Here is a 23406-nt window from a genome sequence, read left to right as displayed (position 1 = left end):
ACCGCAAGCAGTTCAATATAATCACGCTCGCCACTGGGCTTGAGTTGAATCTTTGGATTTTTATTACCCACTTACAGCCGATAACTGAAATGTCATTTTTTTTCTGCATACCAAGGAGAAAATAAAACTATGTTTCAATCATACATTCTTCAAAAGAATTTTTCTCGACTATTTTTGCTAATTTGAAATTTATTTTATTCATGTATCTCAAGCGGAAGTCCGTCGGGGTCAGAAAAGAATGTCATTTTTTTATTTGTAAATATATCAAATCGCACAGGTTCAGTTTCAATTCCTTTTGCATTCAGTTTAAGTGCAGAAATTGAAAGAGATTTAATCAGTCAGCGCACTCGTGAAGTTTTGGCGCGTAAAAAAGCAGAAGGAATCAAACTTGGCCGCCCTAAAGGAAGAAAAAATAATTTTCATTCTCTGGACGGTCTTGAAAAAAGAATAAATATACTTTACGAAACGGGGTTTTCAACAAACAAAATTGCAAAATTATTCGGAATCAGCAGAAATTCCCTTAATTCATTTTTAAAGAAAAAAAGCTCTTAATTCATTTAAATTAAAATTTGCACGAAACGCCCGCTGTAATTAAAGTTGCTTTTTGAGGATTAACAAGGTTCGCCATTCCCTGAAAATTAAAACTAAAATTCGTGTTCATTTTCCATTCTGAAGAAATTCCAAGATAATGAACTCTTTCGTCTTCTGAAGTTTTTGAATTGATGTAAGAAAAGGCAAAAGATGTCGTTTCGGTCGGTGAATAAGATAAAAAGCCGAAAATTCCAAAATCATTTTCAAGAGGTTTAATTAAACTTTCAGCGCGAATCATCAAAGTCTGCTCTTGAGTGTCGCCCCTAATTGTAAAATTCTTGCATAAAGAAGTTGAAATCTGCCATTCATCTTTTACAAACTCATCTTCAAATTTTACGGATGAACAAATATTGTAATCAAAGAAAATTGTTCCGTCCAAGGCTAAATACAATTCATTTGTATTCATTTTGTCTGATGAAATAAAACCGCCTTCCATATTTTCAATTACGACTGAATCAATTTTAAATTGCGCGCGGCTTCCGAATCTTCCGAAACTTCCGTTCAAAGCTGAATCTATCGGAGGAAGAACAATCGCTTCTATTGTAATAATTTTTGAAATCGGAGCTGCAAAACAAAAAGCCCAGTCACTTGTAATTCTTAAATCAGAAAGTGAAGATGATGAAAATGAAAACGAACTCATGTTTTGGTTTGAAAAATTCAATGAACTGTTTGAATTTTCAAGAAGTAACTTTTTGATTTCATCCGAAAGATTACTTTTGATTTTTACTGATGTAAATGAAAATGATGTGTCGGCTCTTTGCTTTTGATTTACAGGGTCACTTCCAAAAATCAAATCTCCGGCATTGTAAAAAAGTCCGTATCCCCAGGAAACAGGCTGTTTTCCGGCATTCATTCTTGCAGAAAAACCGTTAAACCACGGAAGTCGCGCTTTTACATAAGCTTTGCTCAAAGTTACAGTACCTGCAAAACCCGCTGTAGTATAATCGGTTTCGGGAACAGACAAAATACTGCATGTCGATTCCAGATATGCTTTTACAGAACTTGAAACATTTGCGTCCAGTTTTGCAAGAGTCTCGGCAGATGAATACCAGAATTTATTTTCTTCAAGAGATGCATAACCGCTTGAAAATGAAATTTTTCCGCCTGGGCGAACCTGTGCAAAAGATACAGAAATTGCCACAACAAAAACTGCAACAATCGAAACAATTTTCTTTATTACCATGAAAGTTCATCCCTGGAGAATTTGCTTTCCGGAATCGGCTCATCAAGTTTTATTTCTGTTATTTTCATTTTTGTAACGCTTGATTTTTTCAGAAGATTCTGCATTGTTCCTTCCATAAAAATATTGTATTTTCCGATTTTGTTTATTTTTGACATTGTACTTTCGCTCATTGCTTTTCCGCTTGCACTGTAAACAATGCATTTTTTTTCGGCAAAAGTTTTTTTATCTATAAATTTTTCCTGCTTCTGGTAAAGCTGCTTTTTTGTTTTTGCAGTCAGCATAACGTGGTAACATTCAGCGCCGTCAACAGTTTCTGTTCCCAAAAGTTCGCCGTTGTAAGAATCAAGAATTCCTTCTTCTCCTGTCAAATCTTCGTAAGTAAAATCAGAACCCATGACAGAATCTTTCAGCGCGCTTCCCTGCAGGCGGATAATTTCTTCTGCGTCAGGATAATAAAGATAAACAGAATTTTCCAGGCGAAGAATTTTTTGTCCACTGTCAGCCCCAGAAGTAATGATGATTAAAGTGTCACCGTTTTTTCTTCTGTAAGATTCAAACTCATTTTCGTTTGTTCCGAATTTATCTTTAACAGAAAGTGTTGCTTTCATATATGCAGTATTATAAGCAGCGTTTGCATCATAGCGGCTCATTATTTCTTCTACTGAAATTGAAAGTTCCTGACAAAAAACAGAAAACACTCCGATAAAAAAAATAGACATTCCCAAAATAATTTTTTTCATTTTAAAATCCTTATTTTTGAACACTTTTTTTGAATTTACAAAAAGCGTTATAATAACTTTAATTTTATATCACTAAAATTAAATCAACAATCTTTTTACAATCTTCTTAATTTTCTGCCCGCAAAGCTTCTGCCGGCTGGACTTTCAATGCCATTCTTGACGGAATCAAGCACGCAATGAATGCTGTTAAAAATCCTGTCAAAAAGAATTCAACATAGCGGCCGAACGAAAGCGACGGATAAAGCATAAGTTTTATATTAAAACCGCCCATCATTTCATAACCGGAACCTGCCAAATTAATTCCTGTTTTATTAAAAATGCTTACAATTATTCCGCCTAAAAGACAGCCTGCAAAAGCAGAAATTCCTGAAACAAATGCCGTTTCGAGCAAAAACATTCCGCGTACGCTTTTTGGTGTCATTCCAAGAGAAAGAAGCGAGCCGATTTCTTTTTTGCGCTCCATTACGCTCATCATCGTACTGTTGAAAATTACTGTCGATGCAAGAATAAAAAATATAAGCGCATAAATAAAATACATAAAATCACTCATTTCTATCATAGCGTACCAGGTTGTGCCTTTTGTCCACGGAACAATTTCAAGTCCGGAGAGTTCAGGAATTCCAGAAATTTTTTGCGCAAGATTTTCTACATAATTTTTGTCATCCCAGTTGTCAGAAAAAAGAAGAATTTCTGTTGCGTTTCCTTTCATACGTAGAAGTTTTGAAGCGGCATCAAGATTCATAAAAACGAATTTTCCGTTTAAGTCACCGTCAGAAAAACGCATAATTGCAGCGACGGTTACTGTGTAGCCGTTTGTTCCGCCGTTTGCCGTGCGTGCAATAAATGTAAATTTGTCGTTTGCGTGAAGATTAAAACTTTGTGCAAATTTGTCTGTAACAAGAACTTTGCGTTTGTTTTCTTCTGCGCTTTCATTCATAAAATTAAGCGAGCCTTCGAGTAAAATATTGTCTTTGTCAGAAAAATAATATTTGTCAGGAAAGTTTACTGCAATAAAATTTGCGGCTTCTGTTTCTTCATTTTTGTAAACTGCAATCGGTGTACGTATTCTTGCACGCGCTGCTGTCACTCCTTCGGCAAGGAGAGTTTTCTGCAAAACAGAATTTGTTTCAGGAATAAAAAAGTTCAGCGGTGTAATGCGTTCGTTTTCTGTGTAACGCGGATTTCGTATTCTTACAGCACCCGTTTCGTGGTGAACAATATTGTATTTCATGTCGTCCATTGAACCATATTCAAGCGACATCATAAAACAGATAAAAACTGAAACAAGAAAAATTGCTCCGCCAGAAAGAATTGTTCTTCGCTTGTTTCTTTGTATGTTTCGCCACGCCATTGATATGATTAAAGGCATTTGTTTTTTCATAAAATTATTTCTCCTGCATAAGTCACGAGATGCTAAAACAAGTTCAGCATGACACAGCCCTTTTAATTCTTTCTGAAAATTTCGGCAATTTCTTTTTTTGAAATTGAACGGGATGGAAAATACGAAGCAAAAGCCGCAATCAAAAGTGCACCAAAAATTATTTTTGCAAAGCCTGTAAAATTCCAGTCTGAACGGATAAGTCCCGAAATTCTGTAACCGATGTCAATGTTGCTCAGCATTTGTGTAAAATCAATTCCCACATTCACAAGCGGAATATTAACAAGACAGCCTGCAACCATTCCGATTACACAACCTGTACATCCGATTAAAACGCCTTCTGTCATAAAAAGACTTTTTATATAAAACGGAGTGTAACCCATCGCTTTGAGCATTGCAATTTCGTTTTTGCGTTCCAGAACAGACATAAGCATTGTGTTGCTTATTCCGACGGCTGCAACGATAAAAAGAAAAAGCATAATCAAACTTGAAATACCTTCATACATTTTTTGCACTGAAACAATATCTTCTGCAATTTCGTTCCAGGAGTAAAGTTTAACTTTTGAATCATTTTGAATTTCTGAAAAATCTTTTTTAAGTTTTTTTACATTGGAATTTACAGTGCTCATTCCGCCTAAATTTGTGTCGATTGCAGTAACTGCCCCTTCCATCTCAAGCATTTCGTTGATGTAAGCGATGTCCATAAAAATGTAACTGGCATTTACAGGCACATCAGGACAGTGAACAATGCCTGTAATGGGAACATCGATTGTCTGCATAAAACCGCCGCGTCCTTTGCACTGAATTGTAACATACCAGCCGGGCTGGGCTTTCATATCATCTGCAATCCAGCTACCGATTACCGCTCCGGTGCAGTATTCTTCGCCTTCTTCTTTTTTAAGCCAGGTTCCGCTTTCGATTTGTGAAGCTGTTTTAAAAACTTTTTCTGACTTTTTTGGATCAAGTGCGCACAGAACACCTGTTATACTTCCTGAAGTTTCAAAATATTCTTCGTTAAAATAAACTTCGCATGGAAGTAAAATTTCGGGCGTAAAGGAAATATTTTTTGAATCAAGAAAAGTTCCGATTTCTTTTGCAGAATTTTCTTCTATTAAATAGTCAAGCGGAAGAGTGTCGCGTTCTTTAAAATATCCGTCTGCAAAAAATTTTGCGCCCGAAGTTTCGTAGTCGATTAAGTTACGGGTACTTTCGTTATTCATTCCGGCCAGAAATCCGTTGAACACAATACTGAACATTACGCCAAACGCAACTGCACATGACGTAACAAGTGTGCGTCGTTTGTAACGGAGCATATTTTTAAAAGCTATAGAAACAAGCATTAGTTTTCTCCTGCAACTATTTTTCCGTCGCGGATACGAATTATGCGGCGTACGTTTTCCATAACCATTTTGTCGTGTGTAGAAAAAATGCATGTAATTCCGTGGTCGGCGTTCAGTTTTTTCATAAGCTCAATAATCATCTGGCTGTTTTTTGAGTCAAGGTTTGCAGTCGGTTCATCGGCAAGAATTACTGCAGGTTCTTTTACGAGTGCGCGTGCAATAGAAATACGCTGCTGCTGACCGCCCGAAAGCTGCATTGGTTTTCTGTCCTGCATTCCGCCAAGTCCGACTTCTTCTAGAATTTTGAATGAGCGCTCCTGCACTTCTTCTTTGGAAAATTTATTCAAAAGCTGCAGAGCCATTTCTACATTTTCCTGCGCGGTAAGAACCGGAATAAGATTATAACTTTGAAAAATAAATCCGATTTTTTCGCGGCGCACAAGCGTTTTCTGCATTGCGTTCATTACAGAAATATCTTCTCCGTCTACAAAAATTTTTCCCGAAGTAATTGTGTCAAGACAGCCGATTAAGTTTAAAAGAGTCGTTTTTCCCGAACCAGAAGGACCTGCAATTGCAGTAAATTCTCCGCGTTCAATATCTGCTGTAACGCCGTCAAGTGCAATTACATCCGGTGCAGCCTCACTTTTTGAAGAGCGTTTTGATTTTTGATTTGCAGAATAAATTTTATGAACATCGTGAATCTGTACGATTTTTGTAGACATGAAGTAACTCCGAAATTATTTATTGTTTTTAATTATAACTTAAAAAAAAAGATTGTGCCAAGAATTGTTCGCAATTTCTTAGAGCCATTTGGATTAAAAAACTCCTACGCGGCTTTTGGCAAATCTTCATTTTGCTGCTTGAGTAAATCGGCTTTGACGTAACAGCTTCCTTCAAGCCAATTTTCTGTATATTCCAATCAGGTAAGCTGTAACCAGCCTGATGTATGATTTATCAGTTGGAATTTCAAGATTTATTGTTCCAAGTCTTGTGTCAAAACGTCTTTCGCGTGTTCCAGAAAGATAGCCTTTGCGTTCTTCTGCAGCCTGCGCACCATATAGCAATTTTTCGTAATCTGTTGTATATTTATTTTGAGCCATTTAATTCTCCTGTTTTAGTTTTGTGGTAAAACCTATTTTGGAGTATTATATGGCTCTTTTCAATTACCTTCCGCAACCAAATTGCGAACTTTATTTTACACTATCTTTAATTTACAAAGAATAACTCCAGTACACAGGAAAGCAAACACTTTCAAAACCTGAATCATTAAAACCAATATCAACTTCGGCTTTAAACTCTCCTAAGTTTTCAACTGTATAACTTACTGCAGGTTTAAAAACATATTTTATATTTGAATTATCTTTATAAGATGAATTTAATGTTACTCCAAGTTCTGCTGCAATATTATCGGTTGCGTTCATTCCAAACAAAATGCCTGAATAAAAATCACTATCTGTTGTTATATAATCAAAGCCTACTGCAAAGTTATCATTTTCGTAAACAATGCTTGCATTAAAAAGATTTTTTCCTGCTACATCACAAAGTCCTTCTTCTTCATTGCTTGAATAACCTGCAAAAATCTGTAAACCATCCAACGGAGTTACTGACGCATAAAATCCAAATCCAAGTGAATCAGAATTTAATGGATTTTTTAATGTTGCAGCAATAGTTGCTTTATCAAAAAGATTATACTCAGCACCTATACCAAAATTGAATAAAGTTTTTTCATCTGTTTCTGAATCTGTTTTAGAGAAAAAATTTGCTTCTGTTTCTGAAAACGGAACAGTAACTGCGAGAGTCAGATTTTCAATTCCGTCGAATGAAAAAGTAACTCCGTCGCTGCCAAGATTTCCTGAAGCAATATTGTCATCTTCTACAAATAGATAAGAACCTGTAGCAAATGTGTCTGCACTAAAACCAACTGAAAATCCGTTTATTGGTCTGAATACTGTGTACCAGTCAAAATCTTCTGAAGAAAACAACAATGACTGTGGTAAACCATCTTCATCAGTTGCAAGAACTATTTTGGCATCAATTCCGGCATCTACTTTTTCCGAAGAAAATTCTGCTTTTACTTCATTGTATGCGCCTGCAAATGTTGAAGAATCTTTAGAAACGTTTACGATATCACTTCCAATTTCATTTGAAAATGTAAGTGAAGGAGTATTTTCATTTGTAAAAGCAGAAAATACACAAGCCGAAGTTACTGCAACTACAGTAACGATTTTTTTTGAAAGATTCATTTTATACCTTCCTATTAGTTTTTTATAATTATAGTTAGCATACGCTAACTTTATTTAACAATTTATTCTTTTTTTCAAAAATTTTTTAACCTAATGCTACATCAAGGATTAGCATAACAGTAAAACCAAGCGCAAAAAATATTGTTCCTAAATTAGAATGTTTTCCCGCTGACATTTCCGGAATAAGTTCTTCAACAACTACGTAAATCATCGCACCTGCCGCAAAACTTAATAAATATGGAAGAATCGGTATAAAAAACTGAGCTGCTAAAATTGTAATAATAGCAGCAATCGGTTCTACAATACCGGACAAAGTTCCAAATATAAATGCTTTTCCCTTTTTCATTCCCTCAGAATGAAGTGGCATTGAAATAATAGCACCTTCAGGAAAATTCTGTATGGCCATTCCAATAGAAAGTGCAAATGCACTTGCCAAAGTAATAGAGCTAACTCCTGATAATCTGCCGACAAACAAAATTCCAACTGCCATTCCTTCGGGTATATTATGAAGTGTTACAGCTAAAACTAACATAGTTGTTTTTTTTAACTTCGTTCTAACGCCTTCAGGTTCATCACTTCCCAAATGCAAATGAGGAATAGTTTTATCAAGAACGAGCAGAAATAAAATCCCACTCCAAAATCCGATTATTGCAGGAATAAACGACCATGATCCCATAAAATCAGACTGTTCAATTGCAGGAATTAAAAGACTCCAGATAGATGCTGCAACCATTACTCCTGCCGCAAAACCTGTTAATGCTCTCTGAACTGATAAACTCAAATTGCGCTTCATAAAAAGTACACAAGCAGAACCGAGAGTTGTTCCTACAAATGGGAGCAATATACCTTGTAACACTTCGACAGACATAATACCTCCCTTAAGTAAGCGTAATTATTGTTTTATTTTCATTACATTTTTGAGGAACACTTGCTTTTTTCACTGCATCCCGAACAACCGCAACAGCATGCAGGCGTTCCATTTTTCTTGGCGCTAATTTTTCTTCTCACAAAAAGAGTAACAGAAAGTGAAAGCCAAATTGTCAAAATCAAAATACAAATTATTGTCGCAATCATTTTTATTCCTCCATTATCTTTTTATACTCACTTCCAGACTCTCGCCTTTTTATTTTTGACTTTTTTAACTGTATCTGGATTTTTATAAGTGTTTAGTTTATCAAAATTCCAGAAAAGAGATTCTGGGCAACATCAGGGTGACAGTAGTTGTCCAGAATCTCTTGTTTATTTAAACATTCATTTCCTTATACGGATTTTTTCTGAAAACGGCATACAAAATTACCGCCAGGAAAATAAATGCAAATACCGTTCCGACTCCGAATGCGCCGTGTACAAAAAGCATTCCGAGCTGGTACACAATCAGTGTTACAACATACGCAAAAATATTCTGGAACAAAATTGCAAACCAGAACCACTTGCGGCTGTTGAGTTCGCTTTTCATTGTTGCGATTGCGGCAAGACACGGACTGTCCAAAAGATTGAAGAGCAAAAAGCTGAATGCTGCGATTGCTGTCGGGAACCATTCAGAAACTGCAAGTCCAACCGCATTTCCGTCTTCTACAAGCTCTTCTGAAACATTTGCAAGAACGCCCATTGTTGTAACGATAGCTTCTTTTGCGCTGAATCCCGAAAGTGAAGCTGCAGCTGCCTGCCAACCGCCTTCTGCTCCGCCGAATCCAAGCGGAATAAATATGTAACGAAGAACGCCGCCGATTTTTGCAAGAATTGAATCGCCTGCGTCCACTAGTCCAAAGTGACCGTCAGAAATTCCGTAGCTCGAAAGGAACCACATTACAAGACATGCAACAAACAAAATTGTTCCGGCTTTAACAAGGAATCCTCTGAGGCGTTCCCAAGTGTGAAGCAAAACAGTTTTTGGCTCAGGGAAGTGATACTGCGGAAGTTCCATAACAAAAGGAGCAGCCGGACCGTGAAAGGCCTTTGTCTTTTTGAGCATAACAGCCGCAAGCAAAACTGCAGCAACTCCGGTAATGTACATAACAGGAGCCAGCCACGAAGCACTTGTGTTTGTAAGACGGCTTCCGATTACAGCAGCCATCAGTGCAATTACAGGAAGTTTTGCTCCGCACGGAATCCACGTTGTTGTCATGATTGTCATGCGACGATCGTTTTCATTTTCGATAGTGCGGCTCGCCATAATACCAGGAATTCCGCAGCCCGAAGAAATCAAAAGCGGAATAAAAGATTTTCCTGACAAACCAAAACGACGGAAAATTCTATCCATTACGAATGCAATGCGAACCATGTATCCGCAGTCTTCAAGAATTGAAAGCAGCAGAAACAAAACAGCCATCTGCGGCAAAAATCCAAGCACTGCACCAAGTCCGCCCAGAACTCCGTTAACAAGACAATCAATCAAAACAGGATTTGCTCCGGCATTTTCAAGCGCAGTCTGAGTTCCGCCCAAAATCCATTCACCGAACAAAACATCATTTACCCAGTCTGTTCCCATTGTTCCAAAACCGGCACCGGTTGAACACCAGTAAACGAGCCACATTACAGCAAGGAAAATCGGAAGACCAAGAATTCTGTTTGTAACAACGCGGTCAATTTTATCAGAAAGTGTTAATTTTTCTTTGTTCTTTTTTACAACTGTTTTTGCAACAAGCTTTTGAATATATTCATAACGCTGGTTTGTGATAATTGATTCTGAATCATCATCAAGTTCTTTTTCGCAGTCTTTTATATGTTCTTCGATATGCGATTTTTCTTCTGCAGAAAGATTCAGTTTTTCAAGAACTTTTTCATCGCGTTCAAATACCTTTACTGCAAACCATCTTATCTGATTTTTGTCGACCTTACCCTGAATTGATTCTTCTATATGGGCAAGTGCGTGTTCAACAGAACCTTTGAATACGTGAGGCTGTTCAACTTGATTTTTTTCACTTGCAGCAAGAACAGAAAGTCTTGCAGCATCTACAGTTGAGTTTCCTTTAAGAGCGCTGATTGGAATTACTTTGCAGCCGAGAGCTTTTGAAAGTTCAGCAAAATTTATTTTATCTCCGTTTTTGTTGACGACATCAATCATGTTGACTGCCATAACAAGAGGAATTCCTGTTTCCAAAAGCTGGGTTGTAAGATAAAGATTGCGCTCGATATTTGTTCCGTCTACAATATTTAAAATTGCGTCGGGTTTGTCTTCTACAAGATAATTTCGCGTAACAATTTCTTCTGGTGTGTACGGAGAAAGAGAATAGATTCCAGGCAAATCCTGAATAATTACATTTTTGTCTTCCTTGAATTTTCCTTCTTTTTTTTCTACAGTAACGCCAGGCCAGTTACCAACATACTGATTTGATCCTGTAAGCGAATTGAAAAGTGTAGTTTTTCCGCAGTTTGGATTTCCTGCAAGAGCAATTTTTATTTCTTTCATTTTTTCCTCACTTAATTTATCCAACAATTTCTACGTCAAGAATGTTTGCGTCATCTTTACGAAGCGAGAGTTCAAATCCGCGGACTGTGACTTCAACCGGGTCACCAAGAGGAGCAACTTTCCTGATGTAAAGTTCACAACCTTTTGTAATTCCCATGTCCATAATACGTCTTTTCAACGCACCTTCACCACCGATTGCCGTTACACGAACGGTGCTCTTAACTTTGCAGTCTTTTAATTTCATATACACTCCTAATAAATCCCGTTTTAATTAACCAGATTTACAATAATCTTTTGAGCCAAATCTTTTGTGATTGCAAGATGACTTTCTTTGAGATTTACAATTACATCGCCAGAATGCTGTGAAATTACAGAAAGAACTGTTCCGGGAACAAAACCAATATCGCCCAAATGTTTTTTAACTTCGGAATTCCCGCCGGTTTTAAAAATCATTACTTTTTCGTTCGAATTTGCCATAGATAAAGGCATCATTTTGTATCTCCAATATTTGTTATATAAAGCATTCCTTAGTTAGTTTTTCCTAACCTTATACAGTTATATATAACTAACTGAGTAAAAAATGTCAAGATGTAATAAAAAAAAACACGAGTTTCAGGTCATTTATTCAACGAACCAAAACCCGTAATGAAAACTTATTATATTTTTTATCCTGCTTTATTAATTATTGAATTTGAAAGCATTTTGGTTCCTGAAATTTATTTCTCCAAATCTTTCATTACATCGCTTAGTTTCATAGTTTTTAATTTGTCTTCCAGAGTTTGCGTCAATAATTCAAGGCGAAAATCCAAAGCATTGTGAATGTGCCCGCCGACAGGACATTTTGAATTGGGATTTTCGTGAAAATTGAAAAGTTGTTTTTCGTCGCAACCGGCAGCTTTATAAATATCGTATAAAGAAATTTTTTCTGGCGGAATTAAAAGTGACGCGCCTCCGGTTCCGGCTTTTACTTCAACAAGATTGGCGTTTTTTAACCGTAAAAGCATTCGTCTTATGATTACAGGATTTACACCGACACTTCCTGCAATAAAATCTGATGTTACTTTGTAATCGTTTTTAAAATATTCAATACACAAAAGTGTGTGAACGGCAATTGTAAAATCTCTTGAAATCTGCATTCTTCCATTATACATTATTTTTGTTGTAACTTCAATAATTACAATTTTTTATTAATTTTTTTTAGTTGTAACTATTGACACTACAACAAAGCAGTATTATATTTCAGTTGTAATCGCAAAGGTTACAACAACTGCGCGGCCGGCGGTAAACTTAATTTCAATTATAACGAGGTAAATTATGACAAAGACAAATGTAAAACTCAACAAAGGTGAAATCACTGTTTTCGATTTTGGCGGAACAAAACTCCATGCTTACAAAACAAATGATGCGCTTTGCGATGAATCTTTTTTGATTGAAGGTACAAACAGCATCGTTGCGCTTGAACTTCCGGCTTTTCACGAAAATCTGTCTGAATTCAAAAACTATATTAAGACACTTTCAAAACCACTTACAGATGTAATTATTTCATGCCATCCGAGTGGAGCAGATTATTTTGAAGATGCAAAAATTCATATGGCAGGAAATACAGTCCGTGCGCTTGGAGAAAACGGCGGAATTATGGGCTTAATCAAAAACTTTACAGTTGCGTTCGGAAAATCGTTTGATGAAAAACTTCCAAAACCAGTTGCAAATCTTAACATCGGCGAAAACACAATCGGCGGAATAAAATTCATTGTAACAGAAAACGGCGACGGAACTGACATTGAAATTCCTTCAATCAATTGCGTTTACACACATATGCTCGGCGCAGACGTTCATTCAATTCTTGCAGGAAGCGGCCACATGGATGCAGTTATTTCTCAGCTCGAAGGTTATAAGGCAAAAAATTACGCTCTTGTTCTTTCAAGCCATTACGAACCAGAAGAATTAAGTGCCTGTGATACAAAAATTGCTTATGTAAAAAAAGCAAAAGAACTTTGTTCAACATGCAGCGATTCAAAAACATTTATTGAAGAAATGAAGAAAAACTTCCCGTCATATTCAGGAGTAAACTATCTTGAAATGACAGCCGGAATGTGTTTTGCTTAAACTCTGAAAGTCCAAGTCCGGTTTTGGTTTTTGCAATCATTGCCGGATTTTTGGAATTATATTCCGAAGGTTTTATGACACAAAGCGAAAGACAATTTTTTTTGATAAAAGAATTGATTTCAGAAAAAAATGAATACAAAAATATTCAGATTCCTTCAGATGATGCTCAGCAGAAAATTCTTTTGCGTTCACTGATGAATATACGGGAAGCAAAAAATGCAGATAAAAACTTTTTGGAAATTCAAGATGAATATTTGCAAAACGAATTAATGCAAAAAGGAATTACCGACATCAATACACTTTCGCCGGTTAAAAAAAATATTTATCTTTGGAAAGGTGACATTACAACATTAAAATGCGATGCAATTGTAAATGCTGCAAACAGTGCAATGACAGGCTGCTATGAACCGTGCCATTCCTGCATCGATAACTGCATTCACACATTTTCAGGAATTCAGCTGAGAGCAGAATGTGATTCTCTTATGAAAAAACAGGGGTTTTTGGAACCTACAGGAAATGCAAAAATAACAGGTGCTTATAATCTTCCATGCAAATTTGTAATTCATACAGTCGGTCCGATAATAAAAAATTCTGTAACAAAAAAAGACTGTGAACTTTTACAAAGCTGTTATCGTTCCTGTTTGAATCTTGCAAAAAAAAATAATTTACAAAGCATTGCATTCTGCTGTATTTCTACAGGAGTTTTTTGTTTTCCAAATGAAAAAGCAGCTCAAATTGCAGTAACAACAGTCAAAGAATTTTTAGCAAAAGAAAAATCACAAATGAAGGTGGTATTCAATGTGTTCAAAAATGAAGATTACGAAATCTACAAAAAATTATTCAGCTTGTCCGCAGATTAAAGAATTATTGAATGAATGTGATTCTGTCCTGATTGGAGCAGGAGCCGGACTTTCTGTTTCTGAAGGATTTTCTTACAGCGGAAAACGGTTTGAAAAATATTTTTCTGATTTTAAAAACAAATACGGTTTTTCTGATATGTATTCCGGCGGCTTTTATCCTTATAAAACTTTGGAAGAATATTGGGCATACTGGAGCCGTTATATTTTTGTAAACCGGTTTAACGAAAGTGAAAAAGGAAACGGTGTTTATAAAAAACTTTTTGAACTTGTAAATAAAAAAGATTATTTTGTTATAACGACAAATGTTGATCATCAGTTTCAAAAAGCAGGATTTGATAAATCAAGACTTTTTTACACTCAGGGAGATTTTGGTCTGTTCCAGTGTTCTGTTCCATGTCACAAAAAAACTTATGACAACGAAAAACAAATTCTACAAATGGTTGAACAGCAAAAAGATTTAAAAATTCCTTCTGAGCTGATTCCAAAATGCCCGGTATGCGGGAAACCTATGACAATGAATTTAAGAGTCGACAACTCTTTTATAGAAGATTCTTTTTGGGAAAAAGCCGCCGCACGATATTCCACTTTTATTGAAAAACACCAGAACAAAAAAATTCTTTTTCTGGAACTGGGCGTTGGTTTTAATACACCCGGAATAATAAAATATCCGTTCTGGCAGATGACTTTACAAAATCCCGTGTCGCATTATGTGAGCATCAATAAAGGTGAATCTTATTGTCCGACAGAAATTCAAAACCGCAGTTTTTGCATTGATGAAGATATCGGAAAAGTTTTGGAAAGATTGTAGAAGATTGCTCCTTGTAGAAACAGGTTGCTATAAGCTTAGAAAGCATCGATCCAGGTCAGTTCAGTTTCAAGAATTCTGGTGGAAGTTTATCGCAGAGCCATACTTTTTCATTTCCGATGTAAAACTTTTATATCGCCTAATGAACCACTGATTTTTCGTACTGTTTGATATGTATATGCAACACTATTACCTGCTGTAAAGGTTTCCTCTTTCACCCATCAGAGTATCTCCTTTTGTGAATTAACATAACTGATAAAGTTTTCAAAAGGCAGAAAAGGCTGTTCAATATTTGTAAAAATATATCGTCCAAGATTTTCTGTAATGTTTTTATCAGACTGAACTTTTGTTGTTCTTGAATAGGGGATAGAAACTATGTTTGCACCCATTTCTTTGTAAGGTTTTCTAAGACTTAGAATTGCAGTCGGCTCAAGCTTTTTAAGTAATTCATCATATCCTTATATAGCAATACCTTCAAGCAAAAAAAATTCATTTTATCCGCGTGCACTTCTTTTAAAGGCAAAGTCTTTTTATCTTAAACAAAAGTTTTCTGACTGTATTGAAATATTGCAGAACCTGGTAAATAATCCTGAATTTTCGGCAGAAGCATGGAACAACATTGCAATTTGCAACGAAGCTTTTGGTAACAATGAACGAGCTGAAAAAATTCCAGAAAAACTATTCAATCTCTTTATTTCTAATATCGGATGCGACCCGTTCAGCACAGCAACATACGGACTTTATCTTTTTCGCGTAAAAAATGATGCAACCAGAGGAGCTGATTATTATACAAAAGCCATGAAGCTTGCAAAAAATAATGATCTTTATCAGGAACTTTTTTCAAATGCCGGACGGAACTTGCCCTTTATTATAGTCGAAATAAAATGCAAAAAAGAAGCAAAAGACGAAGCACAACAAATTATAAAAAAATGTCCCGCAACACTTCCCTGGTATAAGAATACTGCCAAAAAAATTCTCGCCGAGTTTTAGTCAAAAACACGCCGAGAATTCACAAAAAACGCGCCGTAAAACCATAAAAATACGCCGAGGATTTTACATAAACTCGGCGTGTTTTTGCACTGTGCAAAATTATCGTTTTTTATCATGTAAAACGACATCTTAATGCTTTATCTTATACCGCGTGCATGATAGGTATTGACTGGTATAAAAAATCAAAGAGTGACAAAAAAGTATTTCAGTATATTGAACAACTGAAAAATATTGATATGAACTAAGTAGATTTACAGGATATCATAAAAGTAGAGGCTTCTTTCAATAATGAGTGAGGCTTCTTTTAGTTTTGCTTATGGGTTTGAAGTGGAATAAAAGCAACGCTTGTTTTTTCTACAGCCTCAATAAATCAGCATGAGTTCCGGTGCGTGAAAGCGTAAGAATCAGTTCCGTCTTGTTCTTTATGTAGACCAGAATCCAGTCCGGCTGAATGTGCAGCTCCCGGAATTTCTTCAGTTTCCCTTTCAGCTGGTGATCGCAGTATTTTTCGGGGAGCTTTTTGCCGCTTTTCAGCCATTCCAAAACTTCTGTAAGAGCATTCATGTCAAGATGTCTCTTTTCTGCAAGACGAACATCTTTTTTGAACGATGATGTATAAATCAGTCTATATGTCATGGTTTGTACTCTGGCTCATTCTCTGCTACAGCAAGCATGTCATTCATCATTTCCTTTACAGAATCATACCTTTTCGCCTTGATTTTTCCCTTGCTTATGTCCAGCGCCTCCTTGCAGGCCGCAAGTGTTTCGTCGTTGTATTCCTCTTCCGCCCTGATTTTAAAAGGAATCGTCCGCGTGCGGTTCACCGCCTTGATGAAAATATTGATTGCGGTGGAAATGTTCATTCCCATTTTTGCGCAGATTGAATTGAAAGTGTCCTTGTCGCTCTGTTCCACATTTACAGTTATTGCCGCCATTTTTGTCCTCAATATATTGTAGTTTACTAATATAAAAATATTTTATATATATAATATAAGATATTACTGTTATAAATGCAAGGAAATTCGGTGCAAAATTTGAAATTTCATAATTTTGCCATTGCCGTGCTCCGACACTACAATCTCCCGTGTCATTTCCTGTCATAATCCCGCGGCGTTTTCAACACAAAACTGCGATTTGTGATACAATTGCAACTAATCTCTCAAATCTTCAGAACCAGAGAAGGTAAAAAAATGTCGGCAGGAAAAATCTTTCATAAAACATTCATCTGGTGCAAAAAGGAAATTATCTTTTGCATCACATTTTTATTCGCGCTCGTTTCAATGTTTTTTGTAAAGCCGGATGCAAAATATATTTCGTACATCGACTTTGGGACGCTTCTGACTCTTTTTTCGCTGATGGCTGTAGTTTCAGGCTGGCGGAGGACAGGACTTTTCGACGCTCTTGGAAAAACCGTCTGCCGCAAAGTTCACAGTCAGCGCGGACTTTGCCTTACGCTTGTTATGCTTTGTTTTTTCACAAGCATGATTATTACAAACGACGTGGCGCTCCTTACATTTGTTCCGTTCGCGATTGTCCTTCTTTCAGGAACGAGCGGTTTTCTTCTATTATATACCGTCGTTCTTCAGACTCTTGCGGCGAACCTTGGAAGCATGATTACGCCGATTGGAAATCCGCAGAATATATTTTTGTTTTCAAAAATGCCGCTCGGCACAGTCCAGTTTATGAAAATTCTTTTTCCGTACACATCGCTTTCTTTTGTGCTTCTGATTTTTTCAACCCTGATAATAAAAAATGAAAAAACGCAGATTGAACAGCAGGAAGCCAAAGCTGAAAGCACTAGTTGCACAGGAAAAAATATTCTGTACACTGCCCTTTTTATATTGTGCCTGCTTTCAGTTGCGGACGTAGTTCCAAAATGGGTGGCGGCAGTCCTTGTCGCGCTTTGCGTTCTTGTTTCCGACCGGAAAATTTTCTGCAATATCGATTTTATGCTGCTTCTGACATTCACGGCGTTCTTCATTTTCACAGGAAACATCGCGAGGCTGGAAAGTGTGAACACTTTTCTAAAACGGATAACCGGAGGAAACGAATTTACCGCAGGCCTTGCGTTCAGCCAGTTGATAAGCAACGTTCCCGCAACACTTTTGCTTCATCCGTTCGCGCAGAACACAAAGGAGCTTCTGCTTGGCGTAGACATCGGTGGCCTTGGAACACCGGTGGCATCTCTTGCAAGCCTTATAAGCCTAAAACTCTACACGCAGGAAAAAGGCGGCACCGGAAAATTCCTCGCAGTCTTTACGCTGATGAACATTATTTTTCTAGCCGCCCTCTGCGCAATGAAAGCGATTTTAAAAGATTGACGGAAAGAAAAAATGGACACATTGAACGCAGAGCAAAGAAGCCTGAACATGGCAAAAATCCACAGCAAGGACACAAAGCCCGAAGTCTTTTTAAGAAGCGCGCTCCACAAAGCCGGATTCAGATTTAGAAAAAACGACAAGCGGTATTTGGGAACGCCGGACATTTTTCTTCCGCATTACAACGCAGTTATTTTTATACACGGATGTTTCTGGCACGGACACAAGAACTGCCGGCTTTTCAGGTTGCCAAAAACAAATGTTGAATTCTGGAAAAATAAAATTGAAAGGAATATTGCGCGCGACAAAAAAGTGATTTCAGCCTATCTTGACAACTGCTACAGAGTCGCTGTTGTCTGGGAATGTTCAATAACAGGAAAACAAAAGGAGCAAAAACTTTCAAAAGTGACGGAAGAAATTTCCCTGTGGCTTGAAGAAGATTTAACAGAAAACTACAGGGAATTTTAAAGTTTTTATTTTTGTCCAAAGCAAATGTGAGCCATCCGTTTCTTTTTTGGACGTTTATCGCGTAAAAATACTGTCAAGGAAGCCTTGAATGCAGCGTTTTTTTGGAAACTTCAAGGCTCACGACAATTTTTTCCACAAGATTTTTTGCGGTTGTAAGAGTTTCCGTCTTGGCTTCAATAAAACCGCTTTTTCCGTCGAGCGAGCCTGTTCCAATAAGCTCCAGTTTCGCCTCATGATTTTCAAGGCTGATTTCGGCGCGGTAAACTGCGGAAGGCTGACCGTTCACTCCGGAATATTCCGCGGAATTCTTTCCGGCGTCTTTTGGATAGAATTCGTTGTAGTCAAAGCTTTTGTTCACTTCCGCAAAAACAAAATATTTTTTTCCTTCCTTAAGCTGAATTTTCCGAGAAACATCAAAGCTGCCTTTTGGAGTAGCCGAGCTTAACGCATCCATCTCATTCTTTGATTCCGGAACGTAGAAATTTTCGCAGGAATGATACCACACAGGAAGCGATTCCGGGCGGCCGCCTTTGGGCGCGAAAATCCATTTTTTCTTCGAGGCACTTTTTGTGGCAAAAATTGTCCGGCTGAAGTTTCCGTCCGAATCCTGAATCCACAGCGCAAACTGCGGCGGAAATTTTCCCTTCCATTCGCCGCCCGGAGTTACAAGCACCCTAACCTTTGCAGTCCGATTTTCAGAATTCTCTTCCGCCCAAACCTGCTGAAAAACCAGAAGCGCAAAAGCCGCTACAAAAATTTTCTTGATGATTGATTTTAGAATCATAGTTTTCTCTTGTTTTCTAATTTACAAAAATATTTTCCGCCCACATACTGATAAAACGTTCTGTAAACGGCTCGGAATTTTCCCAGTATTCAACCTCCGACTTGCGCGAAATCACGGACTGAAGACAGCCCCAAAGTCCGAATACAAGAACACCGACATCCAGCCGGGGATTTTCAGAACGCGCCACTCCTTCTGCAATACAAAGCTCAAGAAGTTTTTCTCCAGTGCGGTTGCAGACATAAAATTTTTCAGTTTCTTCCGGCGGAAGATTCACCGCGGATTTTATTTTTTCCATCACAAGAGAGGCAACCCGCGGATTTTTAAGACTCCAGTTGCGAAACGCCCTGATTGCGGCAAGAACCTTTTCCTTTGAAGAAGCGGCTTTTTCCGCGGCGGCTTCAATAACCGAATTTATCTGGTTCAGACAGTCCAGCGAAATCGACTGAAAAAGGCAGTCCTTGTCCCTATAATAATGATAAATTGCCGTGGCTGAAACGCCGCACTTTTTGGCAATTTCCCTCATTCCGATTTCCTCAGGTTCTTTTTCCATTAAAAGCTCAAGTGTCCGCTTTTTTATGGAAGAAACCAGCTCAGGATTCGCATTTCTCATAATTCTTCCGCCTTTTATAATGTAACACAGATAACTTAACAATGTTATATAAAATAATCAATAGTTTTTTTTATCGGCACGCTTAAGCGTTTGGTGATAAAACTTTTAATAACGACATGGCATAAAAAGTTTCAGCACAGAATCAGATTGAGTTCTGCATCCCGGCAAATTCCAATCGTAAATCAGCCGTAAAATTTTACGCTTGAAAATACACTTGTTTTCAATTACATTTTCCTTATTATGAATGATGAATCAAACCGAATCCGAGAAAATAGAACTTTAGAATTTAAAGAAGATTTAACCAACACATTTCTAAAAACTGTAAGTGCCTTTTCTAATTATGACGGCGGAATTATTCTATTCGGTGTGAATGACTGCGGAATCCCTGTCGGTCTTGGAAATCCCAAATAGACTTGTCTTGATATTGAAAATAAAATAAACGATTCCATACATCCGCAGCCAGATTATTCTCTTAAAATTGACGGGCAAAATAAAACCGTTGAGCTGAAAGTGAATGCAGGAAAAAGCAAGCCATACACATACAAATCAAAGGCATACAAGAGAAACGACACAACCACCATCGAAGTTGACGAGCTTGAATTTTCTCGTCTGGTATTGCAGGGAAAAAATATAAGATTCGAACAGCTTTCAAGTGAAAATCAAAATCTTAAATTTTCTGTTCTTGAAGAAAAATTGATTCAAAAAATCGGAATAGACAGACTGGACAAAAACATCTTAAAAACCCTGAACCTTTTTTCTGACTCTGACGGATTTAATCACGCGGCGGAATTGCTTTCTGACTCCAACGATTTCCCCGGAATTGACATCGCAAAATTCGGAGAGTCCATCAGTGTCATTCAAAAAAGAGCGACTTTTGAGCACGAGTCAATTCTGAAAGAACTTTCAGAGGCTGTGAACGTTTACAAAGATTTTTATCAATATGAAGAAATCAACGGAATTGAGCGAAAAAAAATCGAGCGTATTCCGGAAAATGCATTCCGCGAGACTTTGGCAAATGCACTGATTCACAGAACTTGGGATGTGAATGCGCAAATCCGGATTCTAATGTTTGACGACAGAATTGAAATAACATCTCCGGGCGGACTTTCTTCAGGCATTTCTGAAGAGGAATATCTAAAAGGAAATGTTTCAATCTTACGTAATCCGATTATCGGAAACGTTTTTTACAGGCTTCATATTGTTGAGATTCTTGGAACAGGAATTCCGAGAATCAACGAGGCGTACAGGAATTCAGCAAAAAAACCACGGTTTGAAATCTTTGAAAATTCTATAAAAGTTACGCTCCCTGTAACTGATGTTATGGATTTAACGAAAGATGAGAAAACTGTGCTTGCCGTTCTAAGCAAAAATATTCCTCGGCAGATTAGCGGCATTTCAGCTTCAGTTCCATTCGGAAAATCAAAACTGACAGAACTGCTAAAATCTCTTGAATCAAAAAATTACATCACAATTCAAGGAAACGGCCGCGGAACAAAATACTGCAAAAACTAGAAAAATGAGCAATACGCTACGTAAAATTTTACGCTTGTTTTATGATTATTTTCAGCTACATTTTCCTTATTATGAATGATGAATTCTTGCCGGCGACACTTACGTACAGCAGACTCTTGTAGCCCCGCTTTTTACATATAAAAGTGTTTTTGACGGCCTGACACGCCAGGAGCAGACAGTTTTCAAAAAACTGATAGAACGAAAAAGCCGCAGCCAGATTACAAAAGAACTGAATATTGTCGAACGCTCGCTGGAAAATTACCTTTCCAAAATTTACCAGAAAACAGGCTGCAAGAACCACGAAGAACTGATTAAAAAGTTCGGTGAGTGAAATGAGGAATAAACACGACTGGAGGCAAGGAAACGGAAATGGAAATTAGGCTTGAAATTCCGAGGTGAAAAATCAATTTTTTACAAAAACATTGCCATATAAACTGGTAAATAAATTATGCCGTTTTCTTCCTTAAAATCTGAGGTGTGAATGACAAAACATTTATCGGTATATTCTGCGAATTTTTTCCTAAACTTGTTAAGCGAAGAAATTGTATAACGCTTTGAGGATTTTACTTCGATTCCCTGAATGTTGTGACGCGAAGTAACCTTATTTTTTGTAATAAGAAAATCAATTTCCATGCGGGAAGCAGAATCTTCATTGTCAGACTTTGAATAAAAGTAGAGTTTGTGTCCGCTTGCTGTAAGCATCTGGGAAACAATGTTTTCAAAAATCATTCCTTCGTTTACTTCAAGCTTTCCAAAAAGCAGTTTTTTATAAATTTCTTCAGCGACAAGACCATTTTCGTCAAACGCGTGGCTAATTAAAAGTCCAGTATCTGCCATGTAGCATTTTAATGTGGTGCGGCTCATATTCATTTTTAATGCGATATTAGGCTCATCAGCATTGTAGCAAATGTTTACGATTCTAGAATCTTTAAGCCACATAAACGCGTCATCATAATTGCGCATTTTTGCATCTTTTTTTAAGGAAGCCAGCTTAAATTTTTTTTCGTGCTTAGAAAGCTGAGAAGGAATTTCATCAAAAATAGATTCCGCTTTTAATTCCGAGCCTTTTGCGTGCTTTTGAATATCGTTACGATACAGCTCCAGAATTTCCCGCTTTATCATATCTACCTTTTCAAAATTTTTTGATTCACAATATTCTTTTACAGCTTGCGGCATTCCGCCGACTATAAGATAAAGCCTGAATAAATCCATAGCCTTTCTATGCAAAGCCTGCCCCATAGGAATTTTCTTTTCAAAGCAATTTTTTACAACAGGAATCAACGTGTCATTTCCTAAAGCAAGCAAAAACTCCTCAAAATCCATGGGATTTAACTGTAAATGATGTTCTTCCGATGGAATTAAAATGTCCTGTGTATTTTTTTTAATGGAAAGAAGGGAGCCTGTTTCTATAAAATCATAGCGCCCATCAGCAACAAGATATTTAATTGCGGCTCTGGCTCTTGGAAAAAACTGAACCTCATCAAAAATAAAGAGCGTGTTGCGTTCGTGCAGTTTTACAGAATAATAGGCAGAAAGGTGCATAAAAAGAGTGTCTAAATCAGAAAGGTATTTTTCAAATAGTTCTTTGATTTCATCAGGAGCAGAAAAAAAATCTATGAGGATATATGATTCATATTCATTTTTTGCAAATTCCTGCGCAAGAAAGCTTTTTCCAACACGGCGAGCGCCTTCAATCATGATGGCACATTTTCCTTTTTCTTCATCCTTCCATTTTAAGAGAGTTTTATATGCCTTTCGATACATATTTACACCTTTTTGACTTTAATTTTTATTAAATCATACACCATTTTAAGATTATTAACAATCAAAAATTACACCTTTTTAAAGGTATGAAAAAAATATGCAGAACCAAAAACACTTGATGCCCGCGGGCAAGCTTTATTCCATCTGGCTTTATTGGAAGAAAAGCGACTTAGATAAACGCCTCTCAAACCGCAAGAATTCGGGAGGTAAAATCTAAAACTTCGAACTGCGAACTTCAACTCCTTTTGTAAAAACTTTCCACTATACCTGAAACTTTTCTTGAATTTTAGAACTTTTTCGGTTAT

28 protein-coding genes are annotated in these 23406 nt (G+C 37.1%); 10 read left to right on the top strand and 18 right to left on the bottom strand.

Going from position 1 to position 23406, the window contains the following annotated elements; genetic code table 11:
- Positions 1-562: 562 nt before the first annotated feature.
- From IWA51_RS00965 to IWA51_RS00930, 8 genes are all read right to left on the bottom strand, one after another.
- Positions 563-1774, bottom strand: coding sequence for a hypothetical protein (locus IWA51_RS00965; RefSeq protein WP_198442812.1), 1212 nt, complete (start codon positions 1772-1774; stop codon positions 563-565).
- Positions 1768-2514 carry an outer membrane lipoprotein-sorting protein gene (locus IWA51_RS00960; RefSeq protein ID WP_198442811.1) on the bottom strand — a complete coding sequence of 249 codons (747 nt, stop codon included), beginning with the start codon at positions 2512-2514 and terminating at the stop codon, positions 1768-1770. Before IWA51_RS00960 ends, IWA51_RS00965 begins: the two co-directional genes overlap by 7 nt.
- Positions 2515-2620: 106 nt before the next feature.
- On the bottom strand, positions 2621-3895 hold the full coding sequence (locus IWA51_RS00955; protein WP_198442810.1) for an ABC transporter permease: 1275 nt from the start codon (positions 3893-3895) through the stop codon (positions 2621-2623).
- Positions 3896-3957: 62 nt separating this feature from the next.
- Positions 3958-5232 (bottom strand): ABC transporter permease, encoded by a 1275-nt coding sequence (locus IWA51_RS00950; RefSeq protein ID WP_198442809.1) that lies wholly within the window; start codon positions 5230-5232, stop codon positions 3958-3960.
- Positions 5232-5954 carry an ABC transporter ATP-binding protein gene (locus tag IWA51_RS00945; protein ID WP_198442808.1) on the bottom strand — a complete coding sequence of 241 codons (723 nt, stop codon included), beginning with the start codon at positions 5952-5954 and terminating at the stop codon, positions 5232-5234. Before IWA51_RS00945 ends, IWA51_RS00950 begins: the two co-directional genes overlap by 1 nt.
- 171 nt (positions 5955-6125) lie before the next feature.
- Complete coding sequence (locus IWA51_RS00940) at positions 6126-6332, bottom strand: hypothetical protein (RefSeq protein ID WP_198442807.1); 207 nt, start codon at positions 6330-6332, stop codon at positions 6126-6128.
- A gap of 111 nt (positions 6333-6443) precedes the next feature.
- Positions 6444-7475, bottom strand: coding sequence for a hypothetical protein (locus tag IWA51_RS00935; RefSeq protein WP_198442806.1), 1032 nt, complete (start codon positions 7473-7475; stop codon positions 6444-6446).
- A gap of 85 nt (positions 7476-7560) precedes the next feature.
- Positions 7561-8343 carry a ZIP family metal transporter gene (locus IWA51_RS00930; RefSeq protein WP_198442805.1) on the bottom strand — a complete coding sequence of 261 codons (783 nt, stop codon included), beginning with the start codon at positions 8341-8343 and terminating at the stop codon, positions 7561-7563.
- A 60-nt stretch (positions 8344-8403) separates the two neighbouring features.
- On the opposite strand from IWA51_RS00930, the gene IWA51_RS12595 reads away from it, so the two are divergent.
- Positions 8404-8637 (top strand): hypothetical protein, encoded by a 234-nt coding sequence (locus IWA51_RS12595; protein WP_230402680.1) that lies wholly within the window; start codon positions 8404-8406, stop codon positions 8635-8637.
- Positions 8638-8718: 81 nt separating this feature from the next.
- Here IWA51_RS12595 and feoB read toward each other — a convergent pair whose 3' ends face one another.
- From feoB to IWA51_RS00905, 4 genes are all read right to left on the bottom strand, one after another.
- Positions 8719-10884, bottom strand: coding sequence for a ferrous iron transport protein B (feoB, locus tag IWA51_RS00920; RefSeq protein WP_230402679.1), 2166 nt, complete (start codon positions 10882-10884; stop codon positions 8719-8721).
- Between the two features lie 16 nt (positions 10885-10900).
- Entirely contained in the window at positions 10901-11128 is a 228-nt protein-coding gene (locus IWA51_RS00915) for a FeoA family protein (protein WP_198442803.1), read from the bottom strand.
- A 23-nt stretch (positions 11129-11151) separates the two neighbouring features.
- The gene (locus tag IWA51_RS00910; RefSeq protein ID WP_198442802.1) at positions 11152-11376 is read right to left on the bottom strand and encodes a FeoA family protein; all 225 of its coding nucleotides are present in this window, start codon (positions 11374-11376) and stop codon (positions 11152-11154) included.
- Between the two features lie 224 nt (positions 11377-11600).
- Positions 11601-12020: an Rrf2 family transcriptional regulator gene (locus tag IWA51_RS00905; protein WP_198442801.1), complete on the bottom strand. Its 420-nt coding sequence runs from the start codon at positions 12018-12020 to the stop codon at positions 11601-11603.
- Between the two features lie 178 nt (positions 12021-12198).
- Here IWA51_RS00905 and IWA51_RS00900 point away from each other — a divergent pair, with 178 nt between their 5' ends.
- The 3 genes from IWA51_RS00900 to IWA51_RS00890 all read left to right on the top strand — a co-directional run bounded on the left by IWA51_RS00900 (position 12199) and on the right by IWA51_RS00890 (position 14658).
- Positions 12199-12990 (top strand): hypothetical protein, encoded by a 792-nt coding sequence (locus IWA51_RS00900; protein ID WP_198442800.1) that lies wholly within the window; start codon positions 12199-12201, stop codon positions 12988-12990.
- A 74-nt stretch (positions 12991-13064) separates the two neighbouring features.
- Entirely contained in the window at positions 13065-13850 is a 786-nt protein-coding gene (locus IWA51_RS00895) for a protein-ADP-ribose hydrolase (protein WP_198442799.1), read from the top strand.
- A complete protein-coding gene (locus IWA51_RS00890; RefSeq protein ID WP_198442798.1) occupies positions 13801-14658 on the top strand; it encodes an SIR2 family NAD-dependent protein deacylase in 858 nt (285 codons plus the stop codon). Before IWA51_RS00895 ends, IWA51_RS00890 begins: the two co-directional genes overlap by 50 nt.
- A gap of 218 nt (positions 14659-14876) precedes the next feature.
- Here IWA51_RS00890 and IWA51_RS00885 read toward each other — a convergent pair whose 3' ends face one another.
- A complete protein-coding gene (locus IWA51_RS00885; RefSeq protein ID WP_198442797.1) occupies positions 14877-15044 on the bottom strand; it encodes a hypothetical protein in 168 nt (55 codons plus the stop codon).
- A gap of 178 nt (positions 15045-15222) precedes the next feature.
- Between IWA51_RS00885 and IWA51_RS00880 the strand changes: the two genes are divergently transcribed.
- Positions 15223-15645: a hypothetical protein gene (locus IWA51_RS00880; RefSeq protein ID WP_198442796.1), complete on the top strand. Its 423-nt coding sequence runs from the start codon at positions 15223-15225 to the stop codon at positions 15643-15645.
- Between the two features lie 354 nt (positions 15646-15999).
- Here the strand turns inward: IWA51_RS00880 and IWA51_RS00875 are convergent, their stop codons facing one another.
- Together IWA51_RS00875 and IWA51_RS00870 are read right to left on the bottom strand one after the other, a co-directional pair.
- On the bottom strand, positions 16000-16281 hold the full coding sequence (locus IWA51_RS00875) for a type II toxin-antitoxin system YafQ family toxin (RefSeq protein ID WP_178752317.1): 282 nt from the start codon (positions 16279-16281) through the stop codon (positions 16000-16002).
- The gene (locus tag IWA51_RS00870) at positions 16278-16580 is read right to left on the bottom strand and encodes a type II toxin-antitoxin system RelB/DinJ family antitoxin (RefSeq protein WP_198442795.1); all 303 of its coding nucleotides are present in this window, start codon (positions 16578-16580) and stop codon (positions 16278-16280) included. Before IWA51_RS00870 ends, IWA51_RS00875 begins: the two co-directional genes overlap by 4 nt.
- A 255-nt stretch (positions 16581-16835) precedes the next feature.
- On the opposite strand from IWA51_RS00870, the gene IWA51_RS00865 reads away from it, so the two are divergent.
- Together IWA51_RS00865 and IWA51_RS00860 are read left to right on the top strand one after the other, a co-directional pair.
- The gene (locus tag IWA51_RS00865) at positions 16836-17966 is read left to right on the top strand and encodes an SLC13 family permease (RefSeq protein WP_198442794.1); all 1131 of its coding nucleotides are present in this window, start codon (positions 16836-16838) and stop codon (positions 17964-17966) included.
- Between the two features lie 12 nt (positions 17967-17978).
- Entirely contained in the window at positions 17979-18431 is a 453-nt protein-coding gene (locus IWA51_RS00860) for a very short patch repair endonuclease (protein WP_178752308.1), read from the top strand.
- Positions 18432-18504: 73 nt separating this feature from the next.
- Here IWA51_RS00860 and IWA51_RS00855 read toward each other — a convergent pair whose 3' ends face one another.
- Both IWA51_RS00855 and IWA51_RS00850 read right to left on the bottom strand, forming a co-directional pair.
- The gene (locus IWA51_RS00855; RefSeq protein ID WP_198442793.1) at positions 18505-19215 is read right to left on the bottom strand and encodes a DUF2271 domain-containing protein; all 711 of its coding nucleotides are present in this window, start codon (positions 19213-19215) and stop codon (positions 18505-18507) included.
- A 16-nt stretch (positions 19216-19231) separates the two neighbouring features.
- Positions 19232-19825, bottom strand: coding sequence for a TetR/AcrR family transcriptional regulator (locus IWA51_RS00850; RefSeq protein ID WP_198442792.1), 594 nt, complete (start codon positions 19823-19825; stop codon positions 19232-19234).
- Positions 19826-20065: 240 nt separating this feature from the next.
- Here IWA51_RS00850 and IWA51_RS12590 point away from each other — a divergent pair, with 240 nt between their 5' ends.
- The 3 genes from IWA51_RS12590 to IWA51_RS12875 all read left to right on the top strand — a co-directional run bounded on the left by IWA51_RS12590 (position 20066) and on the right by IWA51_RS12875 (position 21668).
- Positions 20066-20236, top strand: coding sequence for an AlbA family DNA-binding domain-containing protein (locus IWA51_RS12590; protein ID WP_230402678.1), 171 nt, complete (start codon positions 20066-20068; stop codon positions 20234-20236).
- 99 nt (positions 20237-20335) lie between these two features.
- Positions 20336-21337 carry an ATP-binding protein gene (locus IWA51_RS00845; RefSeq protein WP_230402677.1) on the top strand — a complete coding sequence of 334 codons (1002 nt, stop codon included), beginning with the start codon at positions 20336-20338 and terminating at the stop codon, positions 21335-21337.
- Positions 21338-21419: 82 nt separating this feature from the next.
- Positions 21420-21668 carry a helix-turn-helix transcriptional regulator gene (locus IWA51_RS12875; protein ID WP_198443639.1) on the top strand — a complete coding sequence of 83 codons (249 nt, stop codon included), beginning with the start codon at positions 21420-21422 and terminating at the stop codon, positions 21666-21668.
- 80 nt (positions 21669-21748) lie between these two features.
- Here IWA51_RS12875 and IWA51_RS00835 read toward each other — a convergent pair whose 3' ends face one another.
- Positions 21749-23101 (bottom strand): ATP-binding protein, encoded by a 1353-nt coding sequence (locus tag IWA51_RS00835; protein WP_013702130.1) that lies wholly within the window; start codon positions 23099-23101, stop codon positions 21749-21751.
- Positions 23102-23406: the final 305 nt, after the last annotated feature.

The sequence above is a fragment of the Treponema peruense genome, from assembly GCF_016117655.1.
Classification (GTDB): domain Bacteria; phylum Spirochaetota; class Spirochaetia; order Treponematales; family Treponemataceae; genus Treponema_D; species Treponema_D peruense.
Note: the sequence above shows the minus strand (reverse complement) of the source record. Positions and strands in the feature narration are given on the sequence as shown.

Coding starts and splice junctions, on each gene's coding strand:
- IWA51_RS00885 (WP_198442797.1), bottom strand. CDS start 15,044: ATGGGTGCAAACATAGTTTCTATCCCCTATTCAAGAACAACAAAAGTT.
- IWA51_RS00905 (WP_198442801.1), bottom strand. CDS start 12,020: ATGCAGATTTCAAGAGATTTTACAATTGCCGTTCACACACTTTTGTGT.
- IWA51_RS00940 (WP_198442807.1), bottom strand. CDS start 6,332: ATGGCTCAAAATAAATATACAACAGATTACGAAAAATTGCTATATGGT.
- IWA51_RS00895 (WP_198442799.1), top strand. CDS start 13,065: ATGACACAAAGCGAAAGACAATTTTTTTTGATAAAAGAATTGATTTCA.
- IWA51_RS00955 (WP_198442810.1), bottom strand. CDS start 3,895: ATGAAAAAACAAATGCCTTTAATCATATCAATGGCGTGGCGAAACATA.
- IWA51_RS00900 (WP_198442800.1), top strand. CDS start 12,199: ATGACAAAGACAAATGTAAAACTCAACAAAGGTGAAATCACTGTTTTC.
- IWA51_RS00875 (WP_178752317.1), bottom strand. CDS start 16,281: ATGACATATAGACTGATTTATACATCATCGTTCAAAAAAGATGTTCGT.
- IWA51_RS00930 (WP_198442805.1), bottom strand. CDS start 8,343: ATGTCTGTCGAAGTGTTACAAGGTATATTGCTCCCATTTGTAGGAACA.
- IWA51_RS00860 (WP_178752308.1), top strand. CDS start 17,979: ATGGACACATTGAACGCAGAGCAAAGAAGCCTGAACATGGCAAAAATC.
- IWA51_RS00890 (WP_198442798.1), top strand. CDS start 13,801: ATGAAGATTACGAAATCTACAAAAAATTATTCAGCTTGTCCGCAGATT.
- IWA51_RS00910 (WP_198442802.1), bottom strand. CDS start 11,376: ATGATGCCTTTATCTATGGCAAATTCGAACGAAAAAGTAATGATTTTT.
- IWA51_RS00950 (WP_198442809.1), bottom strand. CDS start 5,232: ATGCTTGTTTCTATAGCTTTTAAAAATATGCTCCGTTACAAACGACGC.
- IWA51_RS00870 (WP_198442795.1), bottom strand. CDS start 16,580: ATGGCGGCAATAACTGTAAATGTGGAACAGAGCGACAAGGACACTTTC.
- feoB (WP_230402679.1), bottom strand. CDS start 10,884: ATGAAAGAAATAAAAATTGCTCTTGCAGGAAATCCAAACTGCGGAAAA.
- IWA51_RS12590 (WP_230402678.1), top strand. CDS start 20,066: ATGAATGATGAATCAAACCGAATCCGAGAAAATAGAACTTTAGAATTT.
- IWA51_RS00915 (WP_198442803.1), bottom strand. CDS start 11,128: ATGAAATTAAAAGACTGCAAAGTTAAGAGCACCGTTCGTGTAACGGCA.
- IWA51_RS00835 (WP_013702130.1), bottom strand. CDS start 23,101: ATGTATCGAAAGGCATATAAAACTCTCTTAAAATGGAAGGATGAAGAA.
- IWA51_RS00850 (WP_198442792.1), bottom strand. CDS start 19,825: ATGAGAAATGCGAATCCTGAGCTGGTTTCTTCCATAAAAAAGCGGACA.
- IWA51_RS00865 (WP_198442794.1), top strand. CDS start 16,836: ATGTCGGCAGGAAAAATCTTTCATAAAACATTCATCTGGTGCAAAAAG.
- IWA51_RS00960 (WP_198442811.1), bottom strand. CDS start 2,514: ATGAAAAAAATTATTTTGGGAATGTCTATTTTTTTTATCGGAGTGTTT.
- IWA51_RS00965 (WP_198442812.1), bottom strand. CDS start 1,774: ATGGTAATAAAGAAAATTGTTTCGATTGTTGCAGTTTTTGTTGTGGCA.
- IWA51_RS00935 (WP_198442806.1), bottom strand. CDS start 7,475: ATGAATCTTTCAAAAAAAATCGTTACTGTAGTTGCAGTAACTTCGGCT.
- IWA51_RS00855 (WP_198442793.1), bottom strand. CDS start 19,215: ATGATTCTAAAATCAATCATCAAGAAAATTTTTGTAGCGGCTTTTGCG.
- IWA51_RS00945 (WP_198442808.1), bottom strand. CDS start 5,954: ATGTCTACAAAAATCGTACAGATTCACGATGTTCATAAAATTTATTCT.